The sequence below is a fragment of the Streptomyces sp. NPDC017225 genome (genome assembly GCF_044331465.1).
Lineage (GTDB): Bacteria > Actinomycetota > Actinomycetes > Streptomycetales > Streptomycetaceae > Streptomyces.
This window is the reverse complement of the sequence record NZ_JBIRNE010000003.1, coordinates 469,718-489,895: the sequence shown is the minus strand read 5'-3', so window position 1 is coordinate 489,895 and position 20,178 is coordinate 469,718. Positions and strand designations below refer to the sequence as shown.

The following is a 20,178-nucleotide window of genomic DNA, read 5'->3' as shown; positions in this document are numbered from 1 at the left end:
CGGCTGATGATGCGAGCACGCTAGGACCTCAAGCAAAGTCGAGGTCAAGGCCGCTTCGGGGTCGACGTCGGCGTGAACGACAACAACCGTCTCGCTCCGTCACCCGGCGACCGGATGTTCCGTGCCGCGACCGCCACACCCGCGGCCCGCACCGCGAGCACTCCGCAGCCCGCACCGCGAGAGCCCCGGGGCCCGCACCGCGAGAGCCCCGGGGGGACAGACCCTGAGGGGCGGCGGAGCCGCAGCCCCACCGCCCCTCGCGCAACCGCTCACGCGCTACGCGTCGCCACCCGCGACCCCCGGATCCGCCGCCGCGACTTCCAGCAGCCGGTACCGGTCGATCGCCTGCTTCAGCACCGACCGGTCGACCTTCCCCTCCCGCGCCAGCTCCGTCAGCACCCCCACCACGATCGACTGCGCGTCGATGTGGAAGAAGCGCCGCGCCGCACCGCGCGTGTCCGCGAAGCCGAACCCGTCCGCGCCCAGCGACTGGTACGTCCCCGGCACCCAGCGCGCGATCTGGTCCGGAACCGACCTCATCCAGTCGGACACGGCCACGAACGGCCCCTGCGCCCCGGCCAGCTTCCGCGTCACGTACGGCACCTGCTGCTCCTCCTCGGGATGCAGCAGGTTGTGCTCCTCGCACGCCACCGCCTCGCGCCGCAGCTCGTTCCAGGAGGTCGCCGACCAGACGTCGGCGCGCACGTTCCACTCCTCCGCGAGGATCCGCTGGGCCTCGACCGCCCACGGCACCGCGACCCCGGACGCCATGATCTGCGCCGGGAGGGAACCGGAGGTCCCCTCGCTGAAGCGGTACACGCCCTTGAGGATGCCCTCGACGTCCACGTTGTCGGGCTCGGCCGGGTGCTGGATCGGCTCGTTGTAGACGGTGAGGTAGTAGAAGACGTCCTCGCCGTGCGGGTGCCGCTCGTCCCCGCCGTACATCCGGCGCAGACCGTCCTGGACGATGTGCGCGATCTCGAAGCCGAAGGCGGGGTCGTACGCGACGCACGCCGGGTTGGTGGACGCCAGCAGCTGGGAGTGGCCGTCCGCGTGCTGGAGGCCCTCACCGGTCAGCGTCGTACGGCCCGCGGTCGCGCCCAGCACGAAACCGCGCGACAACTGGTCGCCCATCTGCCAGAACTGGTCACCGGTGCGCTGGAAACCGAACATCGAGTAGAAGACGTAGACCGGGATGAGCGGTTCGCCGTGCGTGGCGTACGCCGATCCGGCCGCGATCAGCGAGGCCGTGCAGCCGGCCTCGGAGATGCCGTCGTGCAGCATCTGCCCGGTCGGCGCCTCCTTGTAGGCGAGCAGCAGATCGCGGTCCACGGACTCGTACTGCTGCCCGAGCGGGTTGTAGATCTTCGCACTCGGGAAGAACGAGTCCATGCCGAACGTGCGGTACTCGTCCGGCGCGATCAGCACGAACCGCTTGCCGATCTCCTTGTCCCGCATGAGGTCCTTCAGTAGCCGCACGAAGGCCATCGTCGTCGCGATGGACTGCTGGCCCGACCCCTTCTTCACGGTCGCGTACGTCTTGTCGTCCGGCAGGGCGAGCGGCTTCGACCGTACGACCCGGGTCGGGACGTACCCGCCGCAGCCCAGGCGCCGGTCGTGCATGTACTGCATCTCCTCGGTGTCCCGGCCGGGGTGGTAGTACGGCGGCGGGCCGGACTCCAGCTCCCGGTCCGAGATCGGCAGGTGCAGCCGGTCGCGGAAGCGCTTGAGGTCGTCGACCGTCAGCTTCTTCATCTGGTGCGTGGCGTTGCGGCCCTCGAAGTTCGGGCCCAGCGTCCAGCCCTTGATCGTCTTGGCGAGGATGACCGTCGGCTGGCCCTTGTGCTCCAGGGCCGCCTTGTACGCGGCGTAGATCTTCCGGTGGTCGTGTCCGCCGCGGCCCAGGTGCAGGATCTGGTCGTCGGTCATGTTCTCGACCATCGCGCGCAGCCGGTGGTCGTCGCCGAAGAAGTGGTCGCGGATGTAGGCGCCGGACTCGGTGGCATACGTCTGGAACTGGCCGTCCGGCGTCGTGTTCATCCGGTTGACCAGCACACCGTCGCGGTCCTGCGCGAGCAGCGGGTCCCAGGTGCGGTCCCACACGAGCTTGATCACGTTCCAGCCGGCGCCCCGGAAGACCGACTCCAGCTCCTGGATGATCTTCCCGTTGCCGCGCACGGGGCCGTCGAGGCGCTGGAGGTTGCAGTTGACGACGAAGGTCAGGTTGTCCAGGCCCTCGCGGGCGGCGATGGACAGCTGGCCCAGCGACTCCGGCTCGTCCATCTCGCCGTCGCCGAGATAGGCCCACACGTGCGACCTCGACGTGTCCGCGATCCCGCGCGCGTGCATGTAGCGGTTCATCCGCGCCTGGTAGATCGCGCCGATCGGCCCGAGGCCCATCGAGACCGTCGGGAACTCCCAGAAGTCCGGCATCGACCGTGGATGCGGGTACGACGACAGGGCGTGCGGCGCCGCGGACTTCTCCTGCCGGAAGCCGTCCAGGTGCCGCTCGGTCAGCCGGTCCAGCAGGTACGCGCGCGCGTAGATGCCGGGCGAGGCGTGCCCCTGGAAGAAGACCTGGTCGCCGCCGTCGCCCTCGTCCTTGCCGCGGAAGAAGTGGTTGAAGCCCACGTCGTACAGGGACGCCGAGGAGGCGAAGGTCGCGATGTGGCCGCCGACGCCGATGCCGGGCCGCTGCGCGCGGGAGACCATCACGGCGGCGTTCCAGCGGGTGGCGTTGAGGATCTTGCGTTCGATCTCCTCGTTGCCGGGGAAGAACGGCTCGCTCTTGGTCGGGATGGTGTTGACGTAGTCCGTGCTGCGCATCTCGGGCACGGCCACGCGCTTCTCGCGGGCCCGCTCGATCAGCCGCAGCATCAGGAAGCGGGCCCGCTCCCGGCCGCGCGCGTCGACGGCGGCGTCGAGGGAGTCGAGCCACTCCTGGGTCTCCTCGGGATCGAAGTCAGGAACCTGACTCGGAAGGCCGCCAATGATGATCGGATTGCGATCACTGCGATCGGATGCGGAAGCCACGCTGTTCCTTCGCTGTCAGAGGGCAACTTTGCCGGGTGTCGCGCCGATTCCCCGCCGATTCCCCATCGTGGACCTCGCGCGGGCAAACGTCATCTGTACCGTGGGGTAACCGATCTCCCCATGGGATCGGGGGCACGTTCATTCGAGTCTCGTACCCACACATGGTTCCCAAATACGCAAACGGGGCAGATAGGTGTGGTGTACGTCACCTTCGGTCTGGACGGCATGGCTGGAGTTGCGGCGACACCGCCGGGATCGTCACCGTTTCGACGGTCCCAGTCGCCGGGTACTTGCGCGATCCGTCCCGTCCGTGTGGACTACGGCCAATGCTTCGCGCACGCGCGTGGCTGAGATATTCACCAAGACATGATCAGGAGGCAACCCGTGAGCGCGACCGCGGACCACGCGGAGGAGCGGACGAACCCTGCCGTCAGGCTGGGGTTCCAGCCCGGGCAGGTGGTCCAGGAGATCGGCTACGACGACGACGTCGACCAGGAGCTCCGCGAGGCCATTGAGGGCGCCGTCGAGGGCGAGCTGGTGGACGAGGACTACGAGGACGTGGCCGACGCCGTCGTGCTGTGGTTCCGTGACGACGACGGCGACCTGACGGATGCGCTGGTGGATGCCACCACGTACATCGAAGAGGGCGGGGCGATCCTGCTCCTCACGCCGAAGACCGGCCGTTCGGGGTACGTCGAGGCCAGCGACATTTCGGAAGCCGCGACGACCGCCGGACTGACGGCGGCCAAGAGCGTCAGCGTCGGAAAGGACTGGAGCGGCAGCCGACTGGCGACGCCCAAGGCCGCCAAGTCCAAGCGGTAGCCGGCCAGGCTCCGCACCGCACCGGACCCCCGTACGGGCCGACCGCCGTCGGCCCGTACGCGGGTCCGCGATGATCCCTGCGTAGGGTGGTTCCAGCGAACCACCCTACGAAGGGACGAACAGGACATGGCGATCCAGGTCGGCGACAAGGCCCCCGACTTCGAACTGAAGGACAACCACGGCGCGACCGTCCGGCTGTCCGACTTCCATGGCCGGAAGAACGTCGTGCTGCTCTTCTACCCGTTCGCCTTCACCGGCGTGTGCACCGGGGAGCTGTGCGAGGTGCGCGACAACCTGCCGCAGTTCTCCGACCGTGACACCCAGGTGCTCGCCGTCTCCAACGACTCCATCCACACGCTGCGCGTCTTCGCCGAGCAGGAGGGCCTGGAGTACCCGCTGCTGTCCGACTTCTGGCCGCACGGCAGCGTCTCGAGCGCGTACGGCGTCTTCGACGAGGGCAAGGGCTGCGCCGTCCGCGGGACCTTCGTCATCGACCGGGAGGGCATCGTGCGCTGGACGGTCGTCAACGGCCTGCCGGACGCCCGTGACCTGACCGAGTACGTGAAGGCGCTCGACGCCCTGTGACAGGCCCTTGGCCGACCCTGTGACGGGTCCTCGGCCGACCCTGTGACGGGTCCTCGGCCGACCCTGTGACGGGTCCTCGGCCGACCCTGTGGCAGGCGCTGTGGCAGGCCCTGTGGGCCGGCACGACGACCGGCGCGTGATCGGCGCGTGATCGACACCGTGTGATTCGTCGCTTCCAGGGACTGCGGTGAACGGGAACCCGTCACTAGGATCGACTCGTTGATCCGGTATCCACGCAAGACATCCGGCACTCGACATCCAACGCACTTCGGGGCTCCCCGCCCCAGGACACCAATGGAGGACTCGTGGGAGTCAGCCTCAGCAAGGGCGGCAACGTTTCGCTGACCAAGGAGGCCCCCGGCCTGACCGCGGTCATCGTCGGTCTGGGGTGGGACATCCGCACCACGACCGGTACCGACTTCGACCTCGACGCCAGCGCGATGCTGCTGAACAGCGGCGGCAAGGTCGCCAGCGACGCGCACTTCATCTTCTTCAACAACCTGAAGAGCCCGGACGGATCGGTCGAGCACACCGGCGACAACCTCACCGGTGAGGGCGAGGGCGACGACGAGCAGATCAAGATCGACCTCGCCGGAGTCCCCGCCGACGTCGAGAAGGTCGTCTTCCCGGTCTCGATCTACGACGCCGAGAACCGCCAGCAGTCCTTCGGCCAGGTGCGCAACGCGTTCATCCGCGTCGTCAACCAGGCCGGCGGCGCCGAGATCGCCCGTTACGACCTGAGCGAGGACGCCTCCACGGAGACCGCCATGGTCTTCGGTGAGCTGTACCGGCACGGTGCGGAGTGGAAGTTCCGCGCCATCGGCCAGGGCTACGCCTCCGGGCTGCGCGGCATCGCGCAGGACTTCGGCGTGAACGTCTGAGTCACCCACACGTCCGAGGCGACGGCCTCGACCGTCCGGCGCCGCACGGTTTACGTGCGGCGCCGGACGTGCAGGAAACCCGAGAACCATCATCCGGGGAGGGATCACCATGGGCGTCACGCTTGCCAAGGGAGGCAACGTCTCCCTGTCCAAGGCCGCACCGAACCTCACACAGGTACTGGTCGGGCTCGGCTGGGACGCGCGTTCCACCACCGGAGCACCCTTCGACCTCGACGCCAGCGCACTGGCGTGCGGCGGCGGCCGGGTGCTCGGCGACGAGTGGTTCATCTTCTACAACCAGCTCAAGAGCCCGGACGGCTCCATCGAGCACACCGGTGACAATCTCACCGGCGAGGGCGACGGTGACGACGAGTCGGTGCTGATCGACCTCTCCGCGGTGCCCGCCCGGTGCGACAAGATCGTCTTCCCGGTCTCGATCCACATGGCCGACGAGCGTGGCCAGACCTTCGGCCAGGTCAGCAACGCCTTCATCCGTGTCGTCAACCAGGCCGACGGCCAGGAACTGGCCCGCTACGACCTCAGCGAGGACGCCTCCACGGAGACCGCGATGATCTTCGGTGAGCTCTACCGCTACCAGGGCGAGTGGAAGTTCCGTGCGGTGGGGCAGGGGTACGCGTCGGGCCTCCGGGGCATCGCTCTAGACTTCGGGGTCAGCGTTTCGTAAAGCCGCGTACGGCGCGGGGGAGCCCCGTACACACACGATTGGGTAGCCAGTGGTTCTGAAAACCTTCGGGTGGTCGTTCGCGGTCACCGCGCTCGGCCTGGTGGCCGCGATCTTCTACGGGGGGTGGACCGCTTTCGGCATCGTGGCGATCCTGTCCGTCCTGGAGATCTCGCTGTCCTTCGACAACGCGGTGGTCAACGCCGGGATCCTGAAGAAGATGAATGCCTTCTGGCAGAAGATCTTTCTCACCATCGGCATCCTGATCGCCGTCTTCGGTATGCGCCTGGTCTTCCCGGTCGTGATCGTGGCGGTCAGCGCGTCGCTCGGGCCGATCGAGGCCGTCGACCTCGCGCTCACCGACAAGGACCGCTATCAGGAGCTGGTGACGGACGCCCATCCGTCGATCGCCGCCTTCGGTGGCATGTTCCTCCTCATGATCTTCCTCGACTTCATCTTCGAGGACCGCGACATCAAGTGGCTCGGCTGGCTGGAGCGCCCGCTGGCCAAGCTCGGCAAGGTCGACATGCTGTCGGTCTGCATCGCCCTGGTCGTGCTGCTGGTCTCCGCCATCACCTTCGGCGCCCACGCCCACCAGCACGGCGGCACCCACGCGGACAAGGCTGAGACGGTCCTGCTCGCCGGTATCGCCGGCCTGATCACCTACTTGGTCGTCGGCGGTCTCTCCGGCTTCTTCGAGGAGAAACTCGAAGAGGAGGAGGAGCGCGAGCACGAGGCCGAGGAGCAGGCCGAGCGGGCCGGCAAGCCCAAGTCGGCCGTCAAGCTGGCCGGCAAGGCGGCGTTCTTCATGTTCCTCTACCTGGAGGTCCTGGACGCGTCGTTCTCCTTCGACGGCGTCATCGGCGCCTTCGCCGTGACCAACGACATCGTCCTGATGGCCCTGGGCCTCGGCATCGGCGCCATGTACGTCCGGTCCCTGACCATCTACCTGGTCCGTCAGGGCACCCTCGACGACTACGTCTACCTGGAGCACGGCGCGCACTACGCCATCGGCGCCCTCGCCGTCATCCTCCTGGTCACCATCCAGTACGAGATCCACGAGCTCATCACCGGCTCCATCGGCGTGATCCTGATCGGCGCCTCCTTCCTGTCCTCCGTACGCCGTAACAAGCGGCTCGCCGCGGCCGGGGGCGACGGCGGCAAGGCGAAGGCGGAGGTCTCCTCCGGGGTGTGAAACCCTGCTGTCACCGGAGCCGGTTCGCCCCCGGTGCGCCTGCTCCTTCGGTGTGAACACGGCCCGGTTGAGGAACGCTCTGTGCGGGGCGGCCTACGAGGACGACTCCTCGGGGCCGCCCCGTCGGCGGTCACGGCGGTCGAGTGAAGGTGGGGGCGGGAATGGGCTTCTTGGACGGTCTGTGGCGAGGACGCGAGGCCGAGTTCGACTCGGGCAGCGCGGCGACCAACACCATCCAGCTGACCAAACGGCACAGCCAGGTCTCCCTGTCCAAACAGGGCGCGGCCACCGGTCATCTCCGCATCAACCTCAGCTGGCGGATGCGCACGTCGGACATCAGGGGCGTGCAGCGCGAGAGCCTGCTGCGGCACCCCTTCAAGGCGCTCAAGCCCCCCGAGGTCGTCGGTCACAGTCAGAGCATGGTCAACGTCGACCTCGACCTCGGCTGCCTCTACGAGCTCCAGGACGGCACCCGCGGGGTCGTCCAGCCGCTCGGCGGCTTCCTGGGGGACGCCAACGCCGCGCCGTACGTCAAGCTCAGCGGCGACGACCGCTTCGGCTCGGCCTCCGGCGAGACGATCTACGTCAACCTCGACCACAAGGACGCCATCAAACGCCTCCTGGTCTTCGCCTACATCTACGACCAGACCCCGGCCTTCGACCGGACGCACGCCATCGTCACGCTCTACCCGAGCAACGGCCCCCGCATCGAGATAGGCCTCGACGAGCGCCATCCGCAGGCCCGGTCCTGTGCCGTGGTGATGATCGAGAACATCAAGGGCGAGATCTTCGTCCGCCGCGAGGTGAAGTTCGTGTACGGCTTCCAGGGAGAGCTGGACCGTCTGTACGGGTGGGGCCTGCAGTGGGGCCGGGGGCACAAGAGCAAGGCGGAGCGCTGAGGCTCCGTTCGTACCCGTACCCGTACCCGTTCGCCGAGATCCCGCCCGTACCGTCCGGGCGTCTACCTTCCGACGAACTGCGGCCCCTGCGGGGGCAGCCGGAAGTCCGGGTCGGGGGTCCCGGCGACCGGCGGCGGGTAGCCGTAGCCGGCCTGCGCGCCGGTGACCCCCGCAGCGGCGGGCGCCTGCGGATACCCGTACCCAGGGTGTCCGGCCGGCTGCGGATAGCCGTAGGCCGGCTGTGCCGTCGGCGGCTGCTGCGGATAGCCGTACGCGGGCTGCGCGGGCACTCCCACGGGCTGCTCCGGGGGCAGCGGCCGTGAGATCTCCGGGACGGGCTGGAGGGGCTGGACGGTGGTCGGCTCGTCGGGACCGACCGCCGGCGGGACGGGCGTGGACCGGGCCGGAGCGGGTGCCTGAGTGGGCGGGGCGGGCGTGGGTGGCGCGTGCGTGGGCGCGGCCGGTTCGGGCCTGGGGGCCGAGATGGGGTCGTCCGCCCCCTCCGACTCGTCCACCGAGATGCCGAAGTCGGTCGCCAGACCCTTGAGCCCGTTCGAATAGCCCTCGCCCAGTGCCCGGAACTTCCAGCCTTCCCCGCGCCGGTAGAGCTCGCCGCAGATGAGCGCCGTCTCCTCGCCCGTCTCCGGCTTGACGTCGAAGTACGCCAGAGGTTCCGCGTCGGCGGCCGTGGCGTCGTACAGCAGGATGCGCAGCGAGTGGACCCGGTCGAAAGCGGTGCCGTCCGCCGAAGCGACCAGCAGGATCCGGCCCACCGAGGACTCGACCCCGGAGAGGTCTGTCTGGATCGTGTCGGTCAGGCTCTCGGCGACCCGCTTCTTGCCCAGCCGCCAGACCTGGCCCGAGGGATGCCGGGGCTGGTTGTAGAAGACGAAGTCCTCGTCGGAACGCACGCGGTCGTCCGGCCCCAGCAGCAAGGCGGAGGCGTCGATGTCGGGGACCCCCTGCCCGGGGGTCCAGCGCAGCACGGCGCGTACCGTGGTGGCTTGCAGCGGGACGTTCGACCCCTTCAGCATCGCGTGCGTCATGCCGTCATCCTGCCCTCTCGGCCCTGGTCACGACAATGCGGGGGCGGGTACACGGGTCGGCCCCGCTCACCCCGGGTCGCCGCCGCCGTCATGCCCGGGTTACCTGGAATTCATGCCCGGTGGGAACCTCCGACATGGATACGTACGTACTATTACCGGCCACCTTTGGACAGTTCACAGGTCGCCCAGACACCACGGGGGAGTTTTAATGCGTCATTTCGGACAGATTGCCCCTGATGTGCGAAAGCGCCTCTTTCATCAGGAGCCCTGCACCTTCACGGCGGACTCCCCGGCCCGGCTGCTGTCCGCGGCCCTGGGCGCCACGCTCTACAGCCCGGCCACCCGGCCCAGACTCGCCGACGACATCCTCAAGCAGAGCGCGAGCGGCGTGGTGTCGATGGTGCTGTGCCTGGAGGACTCGATCGACGACGCCGACGTACCGGTCGGTGAGGAGAACCTCGTCCGTCAGCTCACGGACCTGACGGAACGTTCCAGCGCGGACGTCCCCCTCCTGTTCGTCCGGGTCCGCACCCCGGAGCAGATTCCCGACCTCGTACGGCGACTCGGCCCCGCCGCGCGGCTGCTGTCCGGATTCGTGCTGCCGAAATTCACCGAGGAACGGGGCATTGCCTTCCTGGAGGCGCTCGCCGCCGCCGAGGCCGCCAGTGGCCGAAGGCTCTTCGCGATGCCCGTACTGGAGTCCCCGGACCTGCTGTACCGCGAGTCCCGCGTACAGACGCTGGAGGGCATCTTCCGCGCCGTCGACAAGTACCGCGACCGCGTGCTCGCCCTGCGTCTCGGCGTGACCGACTTCTGCTCCTCCTACGGGCTGCGCAGGGGCCCCGACATGACGGCGTACGACGTCCAGATCGTCGCCTCCGTGATCGCCGACGTGGTGAACATGCTCGCCCGGGCCGACGGCACCGGATTCACCGTGACCGGACCGGTGTGGGAGTACTTCCGCGTCCAGGAGAGGATGTTCAAACCGCAACTGCGGCAGAGCCCCTTCCTGGAGGTACAGGCCGTCGAACTGCGGCAGAAGCTGATCGCGCACGCCATGGACGGTCTGCTGCGGGAGATCTCCCTGGACCGCGCCAACGGCCTGCTGGGCAAGACCTGCATCCACCCCTCCCACGTACTCCCCGTGCACGCGCTGTCCGTGGTCAGCCACGAGGAGTTCAGCGACGCCCAGGACATCCTGCGGCCCGAACGTGGCGGCGGGGGCGTGCTCAGGTCGGCGTACACGAACAAGATGAACGAGGTGAAACCCCACCGCGCCTGGGCCGAGCGCACCCTGCTGCGCGCGGAGGTGTTCGGGGTGGCGAACGAGGACATCGGCTTCGTGGAACTGCTCGCCGCCGGCCTGTCCGACTGAACGCAAGGAATCCATGACCGACGCAAGGGCCCAGACCGCGGTGGACAACGGGAGGCACGACTACATGACCGAGAGGGCGCGCGCAGAGGGGGGCGCCGGAGTCTGGTCCGGCAGCTGGGTCGCCGAGCGGCTCGGCGTCGAACTCGCCGGCGACGACACGCTGACCGGCCTGCTGGGACTCGCCCTGCGCCGCAACCCCAAGCGGGCACACCTGCTCGTCTCCAACGTGCTCGGCAAGCACGTCCCGCAGTCGCCCTCCGTCGTGTACGGCCACGGCGTCGCCCTCGGCCGGCGCGTCCGCGAACTGCTCGGCGCCGAAGCGGCCGGGAGCGCGGTCGTGCTCGGCTACGCCGAGACCGCCACGGGCCTCGGCCACTCGGTCGCCGACGGCCTGGGCCCCGCCCCGTACCTGCACTCCACCCGCCGTCCGGTCACCGGCGTCGCCCGGGCGGGCGGCTTCGAGGAGTCCCACTCGCACGCGACCTCCCACCTCCTGTTGCCCGAGAACCCGGCGCTGCTGGCCGGCGACGGGCCGCTGGTCCTCGTCGACGACGAGTTCTCCACCGGCAACACGGTCCTCAACACCGTCCGCGCCCTCCACGAGCGCTATCCGCGCCGGCGGTACGTCGTGGTGGCCCTGGTCGACATGCGCTCGCCCGCCGACGCCGGCCGGCTGGAGGACTTCGCCCGGGAGATCGGCGCCCGCGTGGACCTGGTGACGGCCGCCTCGGGCACGGTGCGGCTGCCCGAGGGCGTACTGGAGAAGGGCCAGGAACTGGTCGCCCGGTACGAGGCGCGTGCCGCTGAACCGACCCGGGACGGCCCGGCCGCCGAGGCGCCCGCCCCGACCTCCACCGGCTCCGTCGCCCACGTCGACCTGCGGTGGCCCGGCGGGGTCCCCGACGGCGCACGGCACGGGTTCACGGCCGCCCAGCGGGACCGGCTGGAGAGCGCCCTGCCCGGCATGGCGGAACGGATCGCCGAGGCGCTGCCCACGGACGCGCGGAGCGTGCTCGTCCTCGGCTTCGAGGAACTGATGTACGCCCCGCTGCGCCTGGCCCACGCGCTGGAGCAGACCGTCGACGCCGACGTGCGCTACTCCACCACCACCCGCTCTCCCGTCCTCGCCGTCGACGACCCCGGCTACGCGATACGCACCCGGCTGGTCTTCCCCGCGCACGACGACCCGGCCGACGGCCCCGGCGAGCGCTACGCCTACAACGTCGCGGGCGCCCGCTTCGACGCCGTCGTCGCCGTCGTCGACTCGGCCGCCGACACCCCGGCGCTGCACGCGCCCGACGGACTGCTGGCCCGGCTCGCCGCCCACGTCCCGCACGTCCTGCTCGCGGTCGTCCCGTCGTACGTCCCACGTGCCCCGCACGCCTCCGAAAGGCCCTCCATGCTGCCCGAGCCCCTGCGCGGCCCCGACTTCTCCTCGTACGCGTCCGACGAGGTCGGCTGGCTGCTCCAGGACCTCTCGGACACGACGCTGGAGGCACCGACCGAGGAGCGCGAGGAGGCGATCCAGAGCGGCGGCGCGCATTACGCGGAGTCGCTGCCCGTGGAGTACCAGCCCAGTGAGCAGTACCAGGAGCTGTTCCACGCGGCCCTGGAGGCCTCCGCCGCCCGGCTGGCCCGCGCCGTCGGCGCCGTCACCGAGCTCGTGCTCGCGGAGCGGTCGCCCCGCCCCGTACTGGTCTCCCTCGCCCGCGCGGGCACACCGGTCGGCATCCTGATGCGGCGCTGGGCGCGGTTCCGCCATGGTCTCGACCTCCCTCACTACGCCGTGTCGATCGTCCGGGGACGCGGCATCGACGCCAACGCCCTGCGCTGGCTGGCCGACCGTCACGACCCCGCCGACGTCGTCTTCGTCGACGGCTGGACCGGCAAGGGCGCCATCACCCGCGAACTCGCCGCCGCCCTGCGCGACTTCGAGGTCTCCGACGGCGTCACCGGTTTCGATCCGGAGATCGCCGTGCTCGCCGACCCCGGTTCCTGCGTACGCACCTACGGCACCCGCGACGACTTCCTCATCCCCTCCGCCTGCCTCAACTCCACGGTCTCCGGCCTGATATCCCGCACCGTGCTCCGCGCCGACCTGGTCGGCCCGCACGACTTCCACGGCGCGAAGTTCTACCGCGAACTCGCCGGCGCCGACCTGTCGCCGGCCTTCCTCGACGCCGTCTCCGCCCGCTTCCCGGACGTCGCCGACACGGTCGACGCCCAGGCCAAGGAGCTCCTCTCCGCCGACCGGACCCCCACCTGGGCGGGCTGGGCCGCCGTCGAGCGCATATGCGAGGAGTACGGCATCCACGACGTCAACCTCGTCAAGCCCGGCGTCGGCGAGACCACCCGCGTGATGCTGCGCCGCGTGCCCTGGAAGGTGCTGGCCCGGGCCGGCGCGGGCGCCGACCTCGACCACGTACGCCTGCTGGCCGAACAGCGGGGCGTGCCAGTGGAGGAGGTCGCCGACCTGCCCTACACCTGCGTCGGGCTGATCCACCCCAAGTACACCCGGGGCGCGACCGGCGCCGACGGCAAGGCGGTGGCCCTCTGATGCCGGTGCTCGTCGCCAGTGACCTCGACCGCACGCTCATCTACTCCGCCGCCGCGCTCGGGCTGACCATGCCCGACCCGCGGGCACCCCGCCTGCTGTGCGTCGAGGTCTACGAGAGCAAACCCCTCTCCTACATGACCGAGACGGCAGCCGGGCTGCTGACCGACCTCGCCGACACGGCGCTTTTCGTGCCGACCACCACCCGGACCCGCGCGCAGTACCAGCGCATCAACCTCCCCGGCCCTCCGGCGAAGTACGCGATCTGCGCCAACGGCGGCCACCTGCTGGTCGACGGCGTCTCCGACCCCGGCTGGCACGCGCGGGTGACCGCACGGCTGGCCGACGAATGCGCCTCGCTGACCGAGGTCCGCGACCACCTGATGAACACCGCCGACCCGCTGTGGGTGCGCAAGCACCGGGTCGCCGAGGACCTCTTCGCCTACCTCGTCGTCGAGCGCGAACTGCTGCCCGAGGACTGGGTGAAGGAACTCGCGGTGTGGGCCGAGAACCGGGGCTGGACCGTGTCCCTCCAGGGCCGCAAGATCTACGCCGTCCCCAAGCCGCTCACCAAGAGCGCAGCCGTGTACGAGGTCGCCCGCCGCACCGGCGCCGATCTGACCCTCGCCGCCGGCGACTCACTCCTCGACGCCGACCTGCTGCTCGCCGCCGACCGGGGGTGGCGCCCCGGCCACGGCGAGCTGGCCGACTCCGGCTGGACGGCTCCGGCGATCAGCGCCTTGCCCGAGCGCGGCGTCCTGGCCGGCGAGCGGATCCTTCGTGAGTTCCTGCGCGAGGCGAGTCCGGCTCGCTGATCCCGTCGTCGCATATCCCGTCGTCCGGGCTCCCGGCACCCGCCCCGGCACCGTCCCCGGTGCCGGGGCGGGTGCCGTCGGAGGGCGGCCGTATGTCCTGCCGCTGGTCCCGTCCGCGACCCCGCCTGCGGTGGCCGGCTCCCGGCCGCAGCATCCGCATGACGATGAAGACCAGCAGGGCCAGCGCGGCGATCGCCAGGATCACCTTCGAGTACGTGGAGGCGATGCCCGAGACCTCGGACCAGTTGTCCCCCAGCGCATAGCCGGCGAGGACGAACACGGTGTTCCAGATGGCGCTGCCCAGAGTGGTCAGCGCGAGGAAGACGGGCAGCCGCATCCGCTCCACCCCCGCCGGCACGGAGATCAGACTGCGGAAGATCGGGATCATCCGGCCGAAGAACACCGCCTTGGTCCCGTGCTTGAGGAACCAGGCCTCCGTCTTCTCTATGTCGGACACCTTCACCAGCGGCAGCTTCCCCGCTATCGCCACCGTGCGGTCCCGGCCGAGCAGCGCGCCGACCCCGTACAGGGCGAGCGCACCGATCACCGACCCCGCCGTCGTCCACAGCAGGACGGCAATCAGGCTCATCCGGCCGGAGCTCGCCGCGAACCCCGCGAGCGGCAGGATCACCTCGCTCGGCAGGGGAGGGAAGAGATTCTCCAGAGCGATGGCGAGGCCGGCGCCCGGTGCGCCGAGCGCGTCCATGAGGTCATTGATCCACTGCGGAGCCGCACCGCTCTCCGCGGCCGTCTGCGCTGCGATGGCTGTCATGTCGACCACGCTAGAAAACCGCAGCTGAAGGGAGACTGAGGAAAACCGCAGGATCGACTGCGGTGTACCACAGGCGGGAATTGTGGTTTTCCGCAATGTGTGCGGCTGTCGCGCCCGGCTAGCCTCGCGATCATGCGAGACATGGCGCGACGCGTAGTGCGGTGCGGGGTGGGCCTCATCATGGGCACCGCCGCGGCCGCCGTCGAGCTGCTCTTCTCCCTGCTGGCCGGCGCGGCACTGCTGCCCGTGGCCGCCTGGCCGGCCGGTCGACGTGCCGTGCTGCGCCCGGTCCTCGCGGGCGCGAGCAGACTGGCGGGGCTGGAGCGCGCCCGCTTGGCGATGTGGCTGGACCTCCGGGTCACGCCCGCGTACGAGGACGTGCGGGCGCTGCGGTACGTGGCCTGCCACTGGGCGCTGGGCGTACTGGGCGGGGTGGTGATGCTGACCGCCGCGATCGGCCTCGGGTACGGCACCTTCGGGATATACGGCTGGATCCTGCTGGACGGCATACGCAACCCCGGTTCGTTCGTCCTCGGCAGTCTGGGCGGCTTCTTCCTCGTGTTCCTCGCCGTGCAGGGAATATTCGGCGTGGTCGGACTGGAAGGGCAACTGGCGCGTCACTTCCTCGGCCCCCGCCACCAGGAGGAGCTGGAGCGGCGGATCGCCGAGCTGTCCGCGAGCCGAGCCGACGTGGTCGACGCGGTGAACGACGAACGACGCCGCATCGAGCGCGACCTGCACGACGGCGTGCAGCAGCGTCTCGTCGCCCTCGGCATGCTGCTCGGCCGTGCCCGCCGCAGTCAGGACGCCGACCGCCGGGACCGGCTGCTGGGCCAGGCCCACGACGAGAGCCGCCGCGCCCTGGACGAGCTGCGCGAGGTGGCCTGGCGGATCTATCCGACCACGCTGGACGAGGCGGGACTGCGCGCGGCGCTGGAGACGGTCGCCGAGCGGGCGTCCGTCCCGGTGGGGGTGGAGTACGACCTCGCAGAGGAGCCCGAGCAGGCCGTGGCGACCGTCGCGTACTTCGTCGTCTGCGAGGCGGTCACGAACGCGGTCAAGCACGCGGCGCCGACCCGGATAAGCGTCGCCGTCAGAGTGGAGGAGAAACGGATGTACGTGAGCGTCCAGGACAACGGCTGTGGCGGGGCGAACACGGCCGGCAGCGGACTGTTCGGGCTCGCCCGGCGCGTCGCCGCCCTCGACGGCAGCCTCAGTGTGGTCAGCCCGCCGGGCGGACCCACCCTCGTGGCCGCGGAACTGCCATGCGGGTGATCCTCGCCGAGGACTCGACCCTGCTGCGGGAGGGGCTGGTGCGGCTGCTTGCGGAGGAAGGGCACGAGGTGCTCGCGGCCGTCGGCAATGCCGAGCTGTTGCTGAAGGCGGTCACAGAGGATCAGCCGGATGTCGTGGTCGCCGACGTCCGGATGCCGCCCACGCACACGGACGAGGGGCTGCGCGCGGCTCTGGAGATACGCGAGCGCTGGCCGGCGGTCGGGGTGCTGGTCCTCTCGCAGTACGTCGAGAAGCGATACGCGACGGAGCTGCTGACGGGTGAGACAGGTGGAGTGGGATACCTGCTCAAGGACCGGGTGGTCCAGATCGACGAGTTCCTGGACGCGCTGGAGCGGGTGGCCGCCGGACGGGCCGCCTTCGATCCGGAGGTCGTCCGCCAGTTGCTCGGCCGCACGACCCACTCCGACCTGCTCGCCCGGCTCACCACCCGGGAGCGGGACGTGCTGGCCGAAATGGCGCAGGGTCACACCAACGCGGCGATCGCACGGAGGCTGCACATCTCGCAGAGCGCGGTGGAGAAGCACACCAACGCGATCTTCGACAAGCTGGAGCTGACCGGAGGTGAGGGCTATTCACGCAGAGTGCTGGCGGTGCTGCGCTATCTGGGCAGCTGAGGGAGGCTGAGGCACCGGGGCGGCGATGCCGGGGCGCGCGGTCCGGACCGGGAGGTCAGCCGCAGCAGCCTCCGCCGCAGCAGCCACCTCCGCCACCCGACGAGGGCGCCGGGGCAGTCGCGGAGGCCGAGCCGCCGACCGCGACCGTCGACAGCAGCTTCACCGTGTCGTCGTGGCCCGCCGGGCAGGCGGCGGGAGCGGAGGACTCGGCCATGGGACGGCTCAGTTCGAAGGTGTCGCCGCAACTGCGGCAGCGGTACTCGTAGCGAGGCATGCGCACAGATTACCGGCCCGGCCGACGACCCGTCCCGGCGACGAAACCGGCCCGGGGCAAGGACCTCGGGCGCGCCTGGTTACCCCGCCGCGGACTGGGGCCCGGTCGGCGAAGCAACCGGCAACCGGCACCTGGCACCCGGTAACCGGCAGCCGCTCGGTGCTCAGTGGGCGGCCCCGCGCTCCTCACGGATCCGGGTGACCACGCCGGCCACCGTCTGCCGGACCGCTTCCGTCTCCGTCAGGAAGCGCCAGTAGTCAGGGTGCCGGCCCTCGAGCGTGGTGATCGCCCGCTCCAGCCGGGACACGGCGTCGTCCAGCGGACGGGCGTGCCGCGGGTCGGGGGTGTTGCGGCCGGCCATGGCCAGGCGCTGGGCGTCGCGGATGGCGAAGCGGGTGCGCTCGATCTCCTGCTGGGGGTCTTTCTGTACGGCGTTCAGCTGCCGCAGCCGGTCACCGGCGGCCGAGACGGCCTCGTCGGTGGAGTTCAGCAGCGCTCGTACCGTCGACAGCAGGGCGGTGGCGTCGGGCCAGCGCTGTTCGTCGCGTGCGGCCTGCGCCTCGGCCAGTTTCCGCTCGGCCTGCCGGACCGAGTCGGTGGCCTGGTCCGGCACGGCCTGGAGGTCCTGCCAGCAGGCGACGGTGAACCGCCGTCGGAGCTCGCTCAGTACCGGTTCGACCTGTTCGGTACGGGTGGTCAGTGCCTGGGCGCGGGTGCGCAGGGAGACCAGCCGGTGGTCGATCTCGGCGGCTCGCTCGGGCAGCCGTTCGGCCTCGGCGCGGACCGACTCGGCCTCTCGGGTGACTCGCTCCGCCCGGTCGAGGGTCTGGGGCACGCCGTGCTGCCCGGCGCCCTGGTTCAGCCGTGTCAGTTCCGGGCCGAGGGCGGCGAGCCGGGCGGCGAGGTCGTCCGCCGTCAGTCCGGATCCTCGGGCGGTGTCCAGGGCGTTGGAGGCGGCGAGCAGGGTCTGCCGGGCGCGTTCGACGGCGGGCGCCAGCCGGGCCAGCTGGGTCTCGGCCTTGCCCAGCAGGGGGCCCAGGCCGTCGGCGAAGCGGTCCAGGTCCCGCTTGACCCGGCCGAGCTCGTTCTTGGCGGTGGTCAGTTCGCCGCGGGCGCGGGAGGCCGCCGACGCCTCCAGGTCGTCCCGGTCCAGGTCGTGGGCGTCGACGGCGCTGATGTACTGGTGGCTGACCTCGTCGATACGCCGGCCGAGCGCCTCGAAGTCGGTGACCGCCTGCCGGGCGGCGGGGGAGGCGTCGACGGCCGCGATCGTCTCTATCGAGATCCGCAGGTCCCGTTGCGCGGTGTCCAGCTCGTAGAAGGCGGCCGCCGCGTCGTCCTTCGCCGCCTGCGCCTCCGCCCGCTGGCTCTCGGCCCGCCCGCCGAACCAGCGACGGGTGCCGCCCCCGGCGAACGCGGCGGGCAGTGCGAGCACCGCGAGGAGCGGCAGGCCCATGAGGGTGAGCGTGTCACGGACCGTGCCGGAACCGCCGCGGCGGTGGCCGTGGCGGTGGGAATGGTGCGGCAGGCGCTGCGCGCGCGGCACCATCGGCGAGTACGGCTGCGATGGTGTCGCCGTCACATCCCTCTCCCGTGTCGTCCGTCCTGCCCGGGTTCATTCTCCCACCCGTAAGGGACGAACACACGGGCCGGTCAGTTCGCGATTCGGACCGTGACTTTGCCGTCCTGGGTCCGGGCGGTCACCACGTGGGAGCTGGCGTCGGCTCGGGGTACGGACACGTCGACCGATCCGTCGTCGGTCTCGGCGGTCACCTTGTACGTGGCCCGGGGCAGGGCGACGGTCACGGAGCCGTCGTCGCTGCGGGTCTCCACCAGGTCCGGCACGACTCCGAATTCGAGGTGGACCGAGCCGTCCTGGGTGGACGCGTTCACCCGCCGGGAGGAGACGTCCGCGTGCAGCGACCCGTCGTCGCTGTGGAGCTTCAGCGGCCCCGTGGAGTCGCTGACACGCACGGATCCGTCCGCCGTCCGGATGTCCAGCGAGTCCCTGAAGCCCTGCGCCCGCACGCTGCCGTCGTCGGTCTTCGCCCGGACGGCGATGCCGCGCGGCACCTCCACGCGGTGTTTGGCGGCGCAGTCGGCGGCCAGCCCGGAGCACCGCATCCGCAGCACCAGCCGGTCGTCGTCCATCTTCCAGGTCACCTCGGGGCCGGAGCCGATGGCGACCGACCCGGAGAACCACCGGGTGACCTCGACCTTCCCGGACGCGTGGTCGTCCGAGGCGACGATCTCCACGTCGGAGTCGTCGGAGTCGACGGTGAGTGTGCGGCCCTGAAGGGCGAAGGACCGGTGCTCTGGGTCCTTGTCGTCCGAGGCGGAGGCACAGGCACTGAGACTCGCGACGAGAACGGCGGCGGTGCCGAAGGCGGCGAACGCGCGAGCAGGAACGGTACGGGCGGCCATGACGAATCCCCCTGGGACGGACGACGAAGGTGCCGCGCCCTGAGCCGTTCCGGAGTGGTGGAGGCCCTTGCCGACGAGGCTCTTCGACCGTACTGAGCACCGGCCCGTGCCGGGATCCGGGTCACTACCGGATCGAGGGTGGGGTTAACCCCCGGCCGGGAAACTCCCCCCCCACACGTTTGCCGGACAGTGGTCCGGGCCATGTAGGCTGTCCACTCGTCCTGGGTGCGTAGCTCAGGGGTAGAGCGCCTGCCTTACAAGCAGGATGTCGGCGGTTCGAAACCGTCCGCGCCCACCAGGACCGGCGCCGATCTCGTCGGTGCGGAGGCCCCCGGAGATTCTCCGGGGGCCTCTCGCGTGCGGTCCTCCGTGGCCTCCCTAGGATGAGGTCCGTGAGCCGTCCCGAGCAGCACGTCCAGCGACCGCCCGTGCGGTGGTGGCAGGCCGTGTGCGTGCTCGGGCTGCTGGCCGGGTTGCTGGGCATGCACGGGCTGGCGCCCGGCGGGGGCCTCCCGGAGCGCACGCTTGCGGCCCATCCGGAGCACTCCGCCCGGCACGCCTCGGGGTCCCCGGGCCCCTCAGCGCCCACACAGCCGTCCGTGTCCTCACAACAACCGCCCGTGGCAGTGCCGTCCGTGCCGGTGGTCGCCGGGACGGCGCACGCCGGGTGTCCGCAGGACGACGGTTCCTGCGGCGGCGGACATCTCGAGCACGCCGACGCGGTGTGCGCGTCCGGCGCGGTGAGCGACGGGCCGGTGCTGCCCGCGCCCGTGCCCGACCCGGTCCCCACCGCCGTGTGTGACGGCGTCGTGCGCGCCTGCGCGGCCGACGCACCGGACGGCGCGCGGGCGCCGCCCTCTCTGGCCGAACTTCAGCTCCTGCGGATATAGACACCGCCCCCGCACCCGCGC

18 protein-coding genes and 1 tRNA gene are annotated in these 20,178 nt (G+C 70.6%); 13 read left to right on the top strand and 6 right to left on the bottom strand.

What is annotated here, in order from left to right:
• Nucleotides 1-276: 276 nt before the first annotated feature.
• The gene (aceE, locus tag ACH4NX_RS09505) at nt 277-3,033 is read right to left on the bottom strand and encodes a pyruvate dehydrogenase (acetyl-transferring), homodimeric type (RefSeq protein ID WP_351388308.1); all 2,757 of its coding nucleotides are present in this window, start codon (nt 3,031-3,033) and stop codon (nt 277-279) included.
• A 384-nt stretch (nt 3,034-3,417) separates the two neighbouring features.
• On the opposite strand from aceE, the gene ACH4NX_RS09500 reads away from it, so the two are divergent.
• The 6 genes from ACH4NX_RS09500 (at nt 3,418) to ACH4NX_RS09475 (ending at nt 8,097) form a co-directional block, all read left to right on the top strand.
• Nucleotides 3,418-3,855, top strand: a complete 438-nt coding sequence (locus tag ACH4NX_RS09500) for a DUF3052 domain-containing protein (protein ID WP_279563571.1) — start codon at nt 3,418-3,420, stop codon at nt 3,853-3,855.
• A gap of 126 nt (nt 3,856-3,981) precedes the next feature.
• A complete protein-coding gene (locus ACH4NX_RS09495; RefSeq protein WP_351388311.1) occupies nt 3,982-4,440 on the top strand; it encodes a peroxiredoxin in 459 nt (152 codons plus the stop codon).
• 305 nt (nt 4,441-4,745) lie between these two features.
• Nucleotides 4,746-5,321, top strand: a complete 576-nt coding sequence (locus tag ACH4NX_RS09490; RefSeq protein ID WP_279563573.1) for a calcium homeostasis/redox stress adaptation protein — start codon at nt 4,746-4,748, stop codon at nt 5,319-5,321.
• Between the two features lie 109 nt (nt 5,322-5,430).
• A complete protein-coding gene (locus tag ACH4NX_RS09485; RefSeq protein WP_351388314.1) occupies nt 5,431-6,006 on the top strand; it encodes a TerD family protein in 576 nt (191 codons plus the stop codon).
• 49 nt (nt 6,007-6,055) lie between these two features.
• Entirely contained in the window at nt 6,056-7,198 is a 1,143-nt protein-coding gene (locus tag ACH4NX_RS09480; protein WP_351388317.1) for a DUF475 domain-containing protein, read from the top strand.
• A gap of 161 nt (nt 7,199-7,359) precedes the next feature.
• Nucleotides 7,360-8,097 (top strand): Tellurium resistance, encoded by a 738-nt coding sequence (locus ACH4NX_RS09475; protein WP_351388320.1) that lies wholly within the window; start codon nt 7,360-7,362, stop codon nt 8,095-8,097.
• Nucleotides 8,098-8,159: 62 nt separating this feature from the next.
• Here the strand turns inward: ACH4NX_RS09475 and ACH4NX_RS09470 are convergent, their stop codons facing one another.
• Nucleotides 8,160-9,143: a TerD family protein gene (locus ACH4NX_RS09470; RefSeq protein ID WP_398128460.1), complete on the bottom strand. Its 984-nt coding sequence runs from the start codon at nt 9,141-9,143 to the stop codon at nt 8,160-8,162.
• A 208-nt stretch (nt 9,144-9,351) separates the two neighbouring features.
• Between ACH4NX_RS09470 and ACH4NX_RS09465 the strand changes: the two genes are divergently transcribed.
• The 3 genes from ACH4NX_RS09465 (at nt 9,352) to ACH4NX_RS09455 (ending at nt 13,887) form a co-directional block, all read left to right on the top strand.
• Nucleotides 9,352-10,518, top strand: coding sequence for an HpcH/HpaI aldolase/citrate lyase family protein (locus tag ACH4NX_RS09465; RefSeq protein WP_351388323.1), 1,167 nt, complete (start codon nt 9,352-9,354; stop codon nt 10,516-10,518).
• Between the two features lie 64 nt (nt 10,519-10,582).
• Nucleotides 10,583-13,075 carry a phosphoribosyltransferase gene (locus ACH4NX_RS09460; RefSeq protein WP_351388674.1) on the top strand — a complete coding sequence of 831 codons (2,493 nt, stop codon included), beginning with the start codon at nt 10,583-10,585 and terminating at the stop codon, nt 13,073-13,075.
• The gene (locus ACH4NX_RS09455; RefSeq protein ID WP_398128459.1) at nt 13,075-13,887 is read left to right on the top strand and encodes an HAD family hydrolase; all 813 of its coding nucleotides are present in this window, start codon (nt 13,075-13,077) and stop codon (nt 13,885-13,887) included. Before ACH4NX_RS09460 ends, ACH4NX_RS09455 begins: the two co-directional genes overlap by 1 nt.
• On the opposite strand, the gene ACH4NX_RS09450 is transcribed toward ACH4NX_RS09455, so the two are convergent.
• Nucleotides 13,805-14,659, bottom strand: coding sequence for a DedA family protein (locus ACH4NX_RS09450; protein WP_351388328.1), 855 nt, complete (start codon nt 14,657-14,659; stop codon nt 13,805-13,807). The two genes, ACH4NX_RS09455 and ACH4NX_RS09450, sit on opposite strands and share 83 nt — an antisense overlap.
• 132 nt (nt 14,660-14,791) lie before the next feature.
• Between ACH4NX_RS09450 and ACH4NX_RS09445 the strand changes: the two genes are divergently transcribed.
• Together ACH4NX_RS09445 and ACH4NX_RS09440 are read left to right on the top strand one after the other, a co-directional pair.
• Entirely contained in the window at nt 14,792-15,934 is a 1,143-nt protein-coding gene (locus ACH4NX_RS09445; RefSeq protein ID WP_351388331.1) for a histidine kinase, read from the top strand.
• Nucleotides 15,925-16,569: a response regulator transcription factor gene (locus ACH4NX_RS09440; protein WP_351388333.1), complete on the top strand. Its 645-nt coding sequence runs from the start codon at nt 15,925-15,927 to the stop codon at nt 16,567-16,569. Before ACH4NX_RS09445 ends, ACH4NX_RS09440 begins: the two co-directional genes overlap by 10 nt.
• Nucleotides 16,570-16,624: 55 nt before the next feature.
• On the opposite strand, the gene ACH4NX_RS09435 is transcribed toward ACH4NX_RS09440, so the two are convergent.
• The 3 genes from ACH4NX_RS09435 to ACH4NX_RS09425 all read right to left on the bottom strand — a co-directional run bounded on the left by ACH4NX_RS09435 (nt 16,625) and on the right by ACH4NX_RS09425 (nt 19,267).
• Nucleotides 16,625-16,843, bottom strand: a complete 219-nt coding sequence (locus ACH4NX_RS09435) for a zinc ribbon domain-containing protein (RefSeq protein ID WP_345593421.1) — start codon at nt 16,841-16,843, stop codon at nt 16,625-16,627.
• A 163-nt stretch (nt 16,844-17,006) separates the two neighbouring features.
• A complete protein-coding gene (locus tag ACH4NX_RS09430) occupies nt 17,007-18,425 on the bottom strand; it encodes a hypothetical protein (RefSeq protein ID WP_398128458.1) in 1,419 nt (472 codons plus the stop codon).
• A gap of 71 nt (nt 18,426-18,496) precedes the next feature.
• Entirely contained in the window at nt 18,497-19,267 is a 771-nt protein-coding gene (locus ACH4NX_RS09425) for a DUF4097 family beta strand repeat-containing protein (protein WP_351388338.1), read from the bottom strand.
• A gap of 223 nt (nt 19,268-19,490) precedes the next feature.
• On the opposite strand from ACH4NX_RS09425, the gene ACH4NX_RS09420 reads away from it, so the two are divergent.
• Both ACH4NX_RS09420 and ACH4NX_RS09415 read left to right on the top strand, forming a co-directional pair.
• Nucleotides 19,491-19,565: transfer RNA gene (locus ACH4NX_RS09420), tRNA-Val, on the top strand.
• A gap of 94 nt (nt 19,566-19,659) precedes the next feature.
• A complete protein-coding gene (locus tag ACH4NX_RS09415; RefSeq protein WP_351388341.1) occupies nt 19,660-20,157 on the top strand; it encodes a DUF6153 family protein in 498 nt (165 codons plus the stop codon).
• Nucleotides 20,158-20,178 lie beyond the last annotated feature (21 nt).

Bases quoted from the DNA above. Each gene is read 5' to 3' on its own strand.
- ACH4NX_RS09450 (WP_351388328.1), bottom strand. From the start codon at position 14,659: ATGACAGCCATCGCAGCGCAGACGGCCGCGGAGAGCGGTGCGGCTCCG.
- ACH4NX_RS09445 (WP_351388331.1), top strand. From the start codon at position 14,792: ATGCGAGACATGGCGCGACGCGTAGTGCGGTGCGGGGTGGGCCTCATC.
- ACH4NX_RS09485 (WP_351388314.1), top strand. From the start codon at position 5,431: ATGGGCGTCACGCTTGCCAAGGGAGGCAACGTCTCCCTGTCCAAGGCC.
- ACH4NX_RS09495 (WP_351388311.1), top strand. From the start codon at position 3,982: ATGGCGATCCAGGTCGGCGACAAGGCCCCCGACTTCGAACTGAAGGAC.
- ACH4NX_RS09475 (WP_351388320.1), top strand. From the start codon at position 7,360: ATGGGCTTCTTGGACGGTCTGTGGCGAGGACGCGAGGCCGAGTTCGAC.
- ACH4NX_RS09455 (WP_398128459.1), top strand. From the start codon at position 13,075: ATGCCGGTGCTCGTCGCCAGTGACCTCGACCGCACGCTCATCTACTCC.
- ACH4NX_RS09470 (WP_398128460.1), bottom strand. From the start codon at position 9,143: ATGACGCACGCGATGCTGAAGGGGTCGAACGTCCCGCTGCAAGCCACC.
- ACH4NX_RS09460 (WP_351388674.1), top strand. From the start codon at position 10,583: ATGACCGAGAGGGCGCGCGCAGAGGGGGGCGCCGGAGTCTGGTCCGGC.
- ACH4NX_RS09465 (WP_351388323.1), top strand. From the start codon at position 9,352: ATGCGTCATTTCGGACAGATTGCCCCTGATGTGCGAAAGCGCCTCTTT.
- ACH4NX_RS09440 (WP_351388333.1), top strand. From the start codon at position 15,925: ATGCGGGTGATCCTCGCCGAGGACTCGACCCTGCTGCGGGAGGGGCTG.
- ACH4NX_RS09425 (WP_351388338.1), bottom strand. From the start codon at position 19,267: ATGGCCGCCCGTACCGTTCCTGCTCGCGCGTTCGCCGCCTTCGGCACC.
- ACH4NX_RS09435 (WP_345593421.1), bottom strand. From the start codon at position 16,843: ATGCCTCGCTACGAGTACCGCTGCCGCAGTTGCGGCGACACCTTCGAA.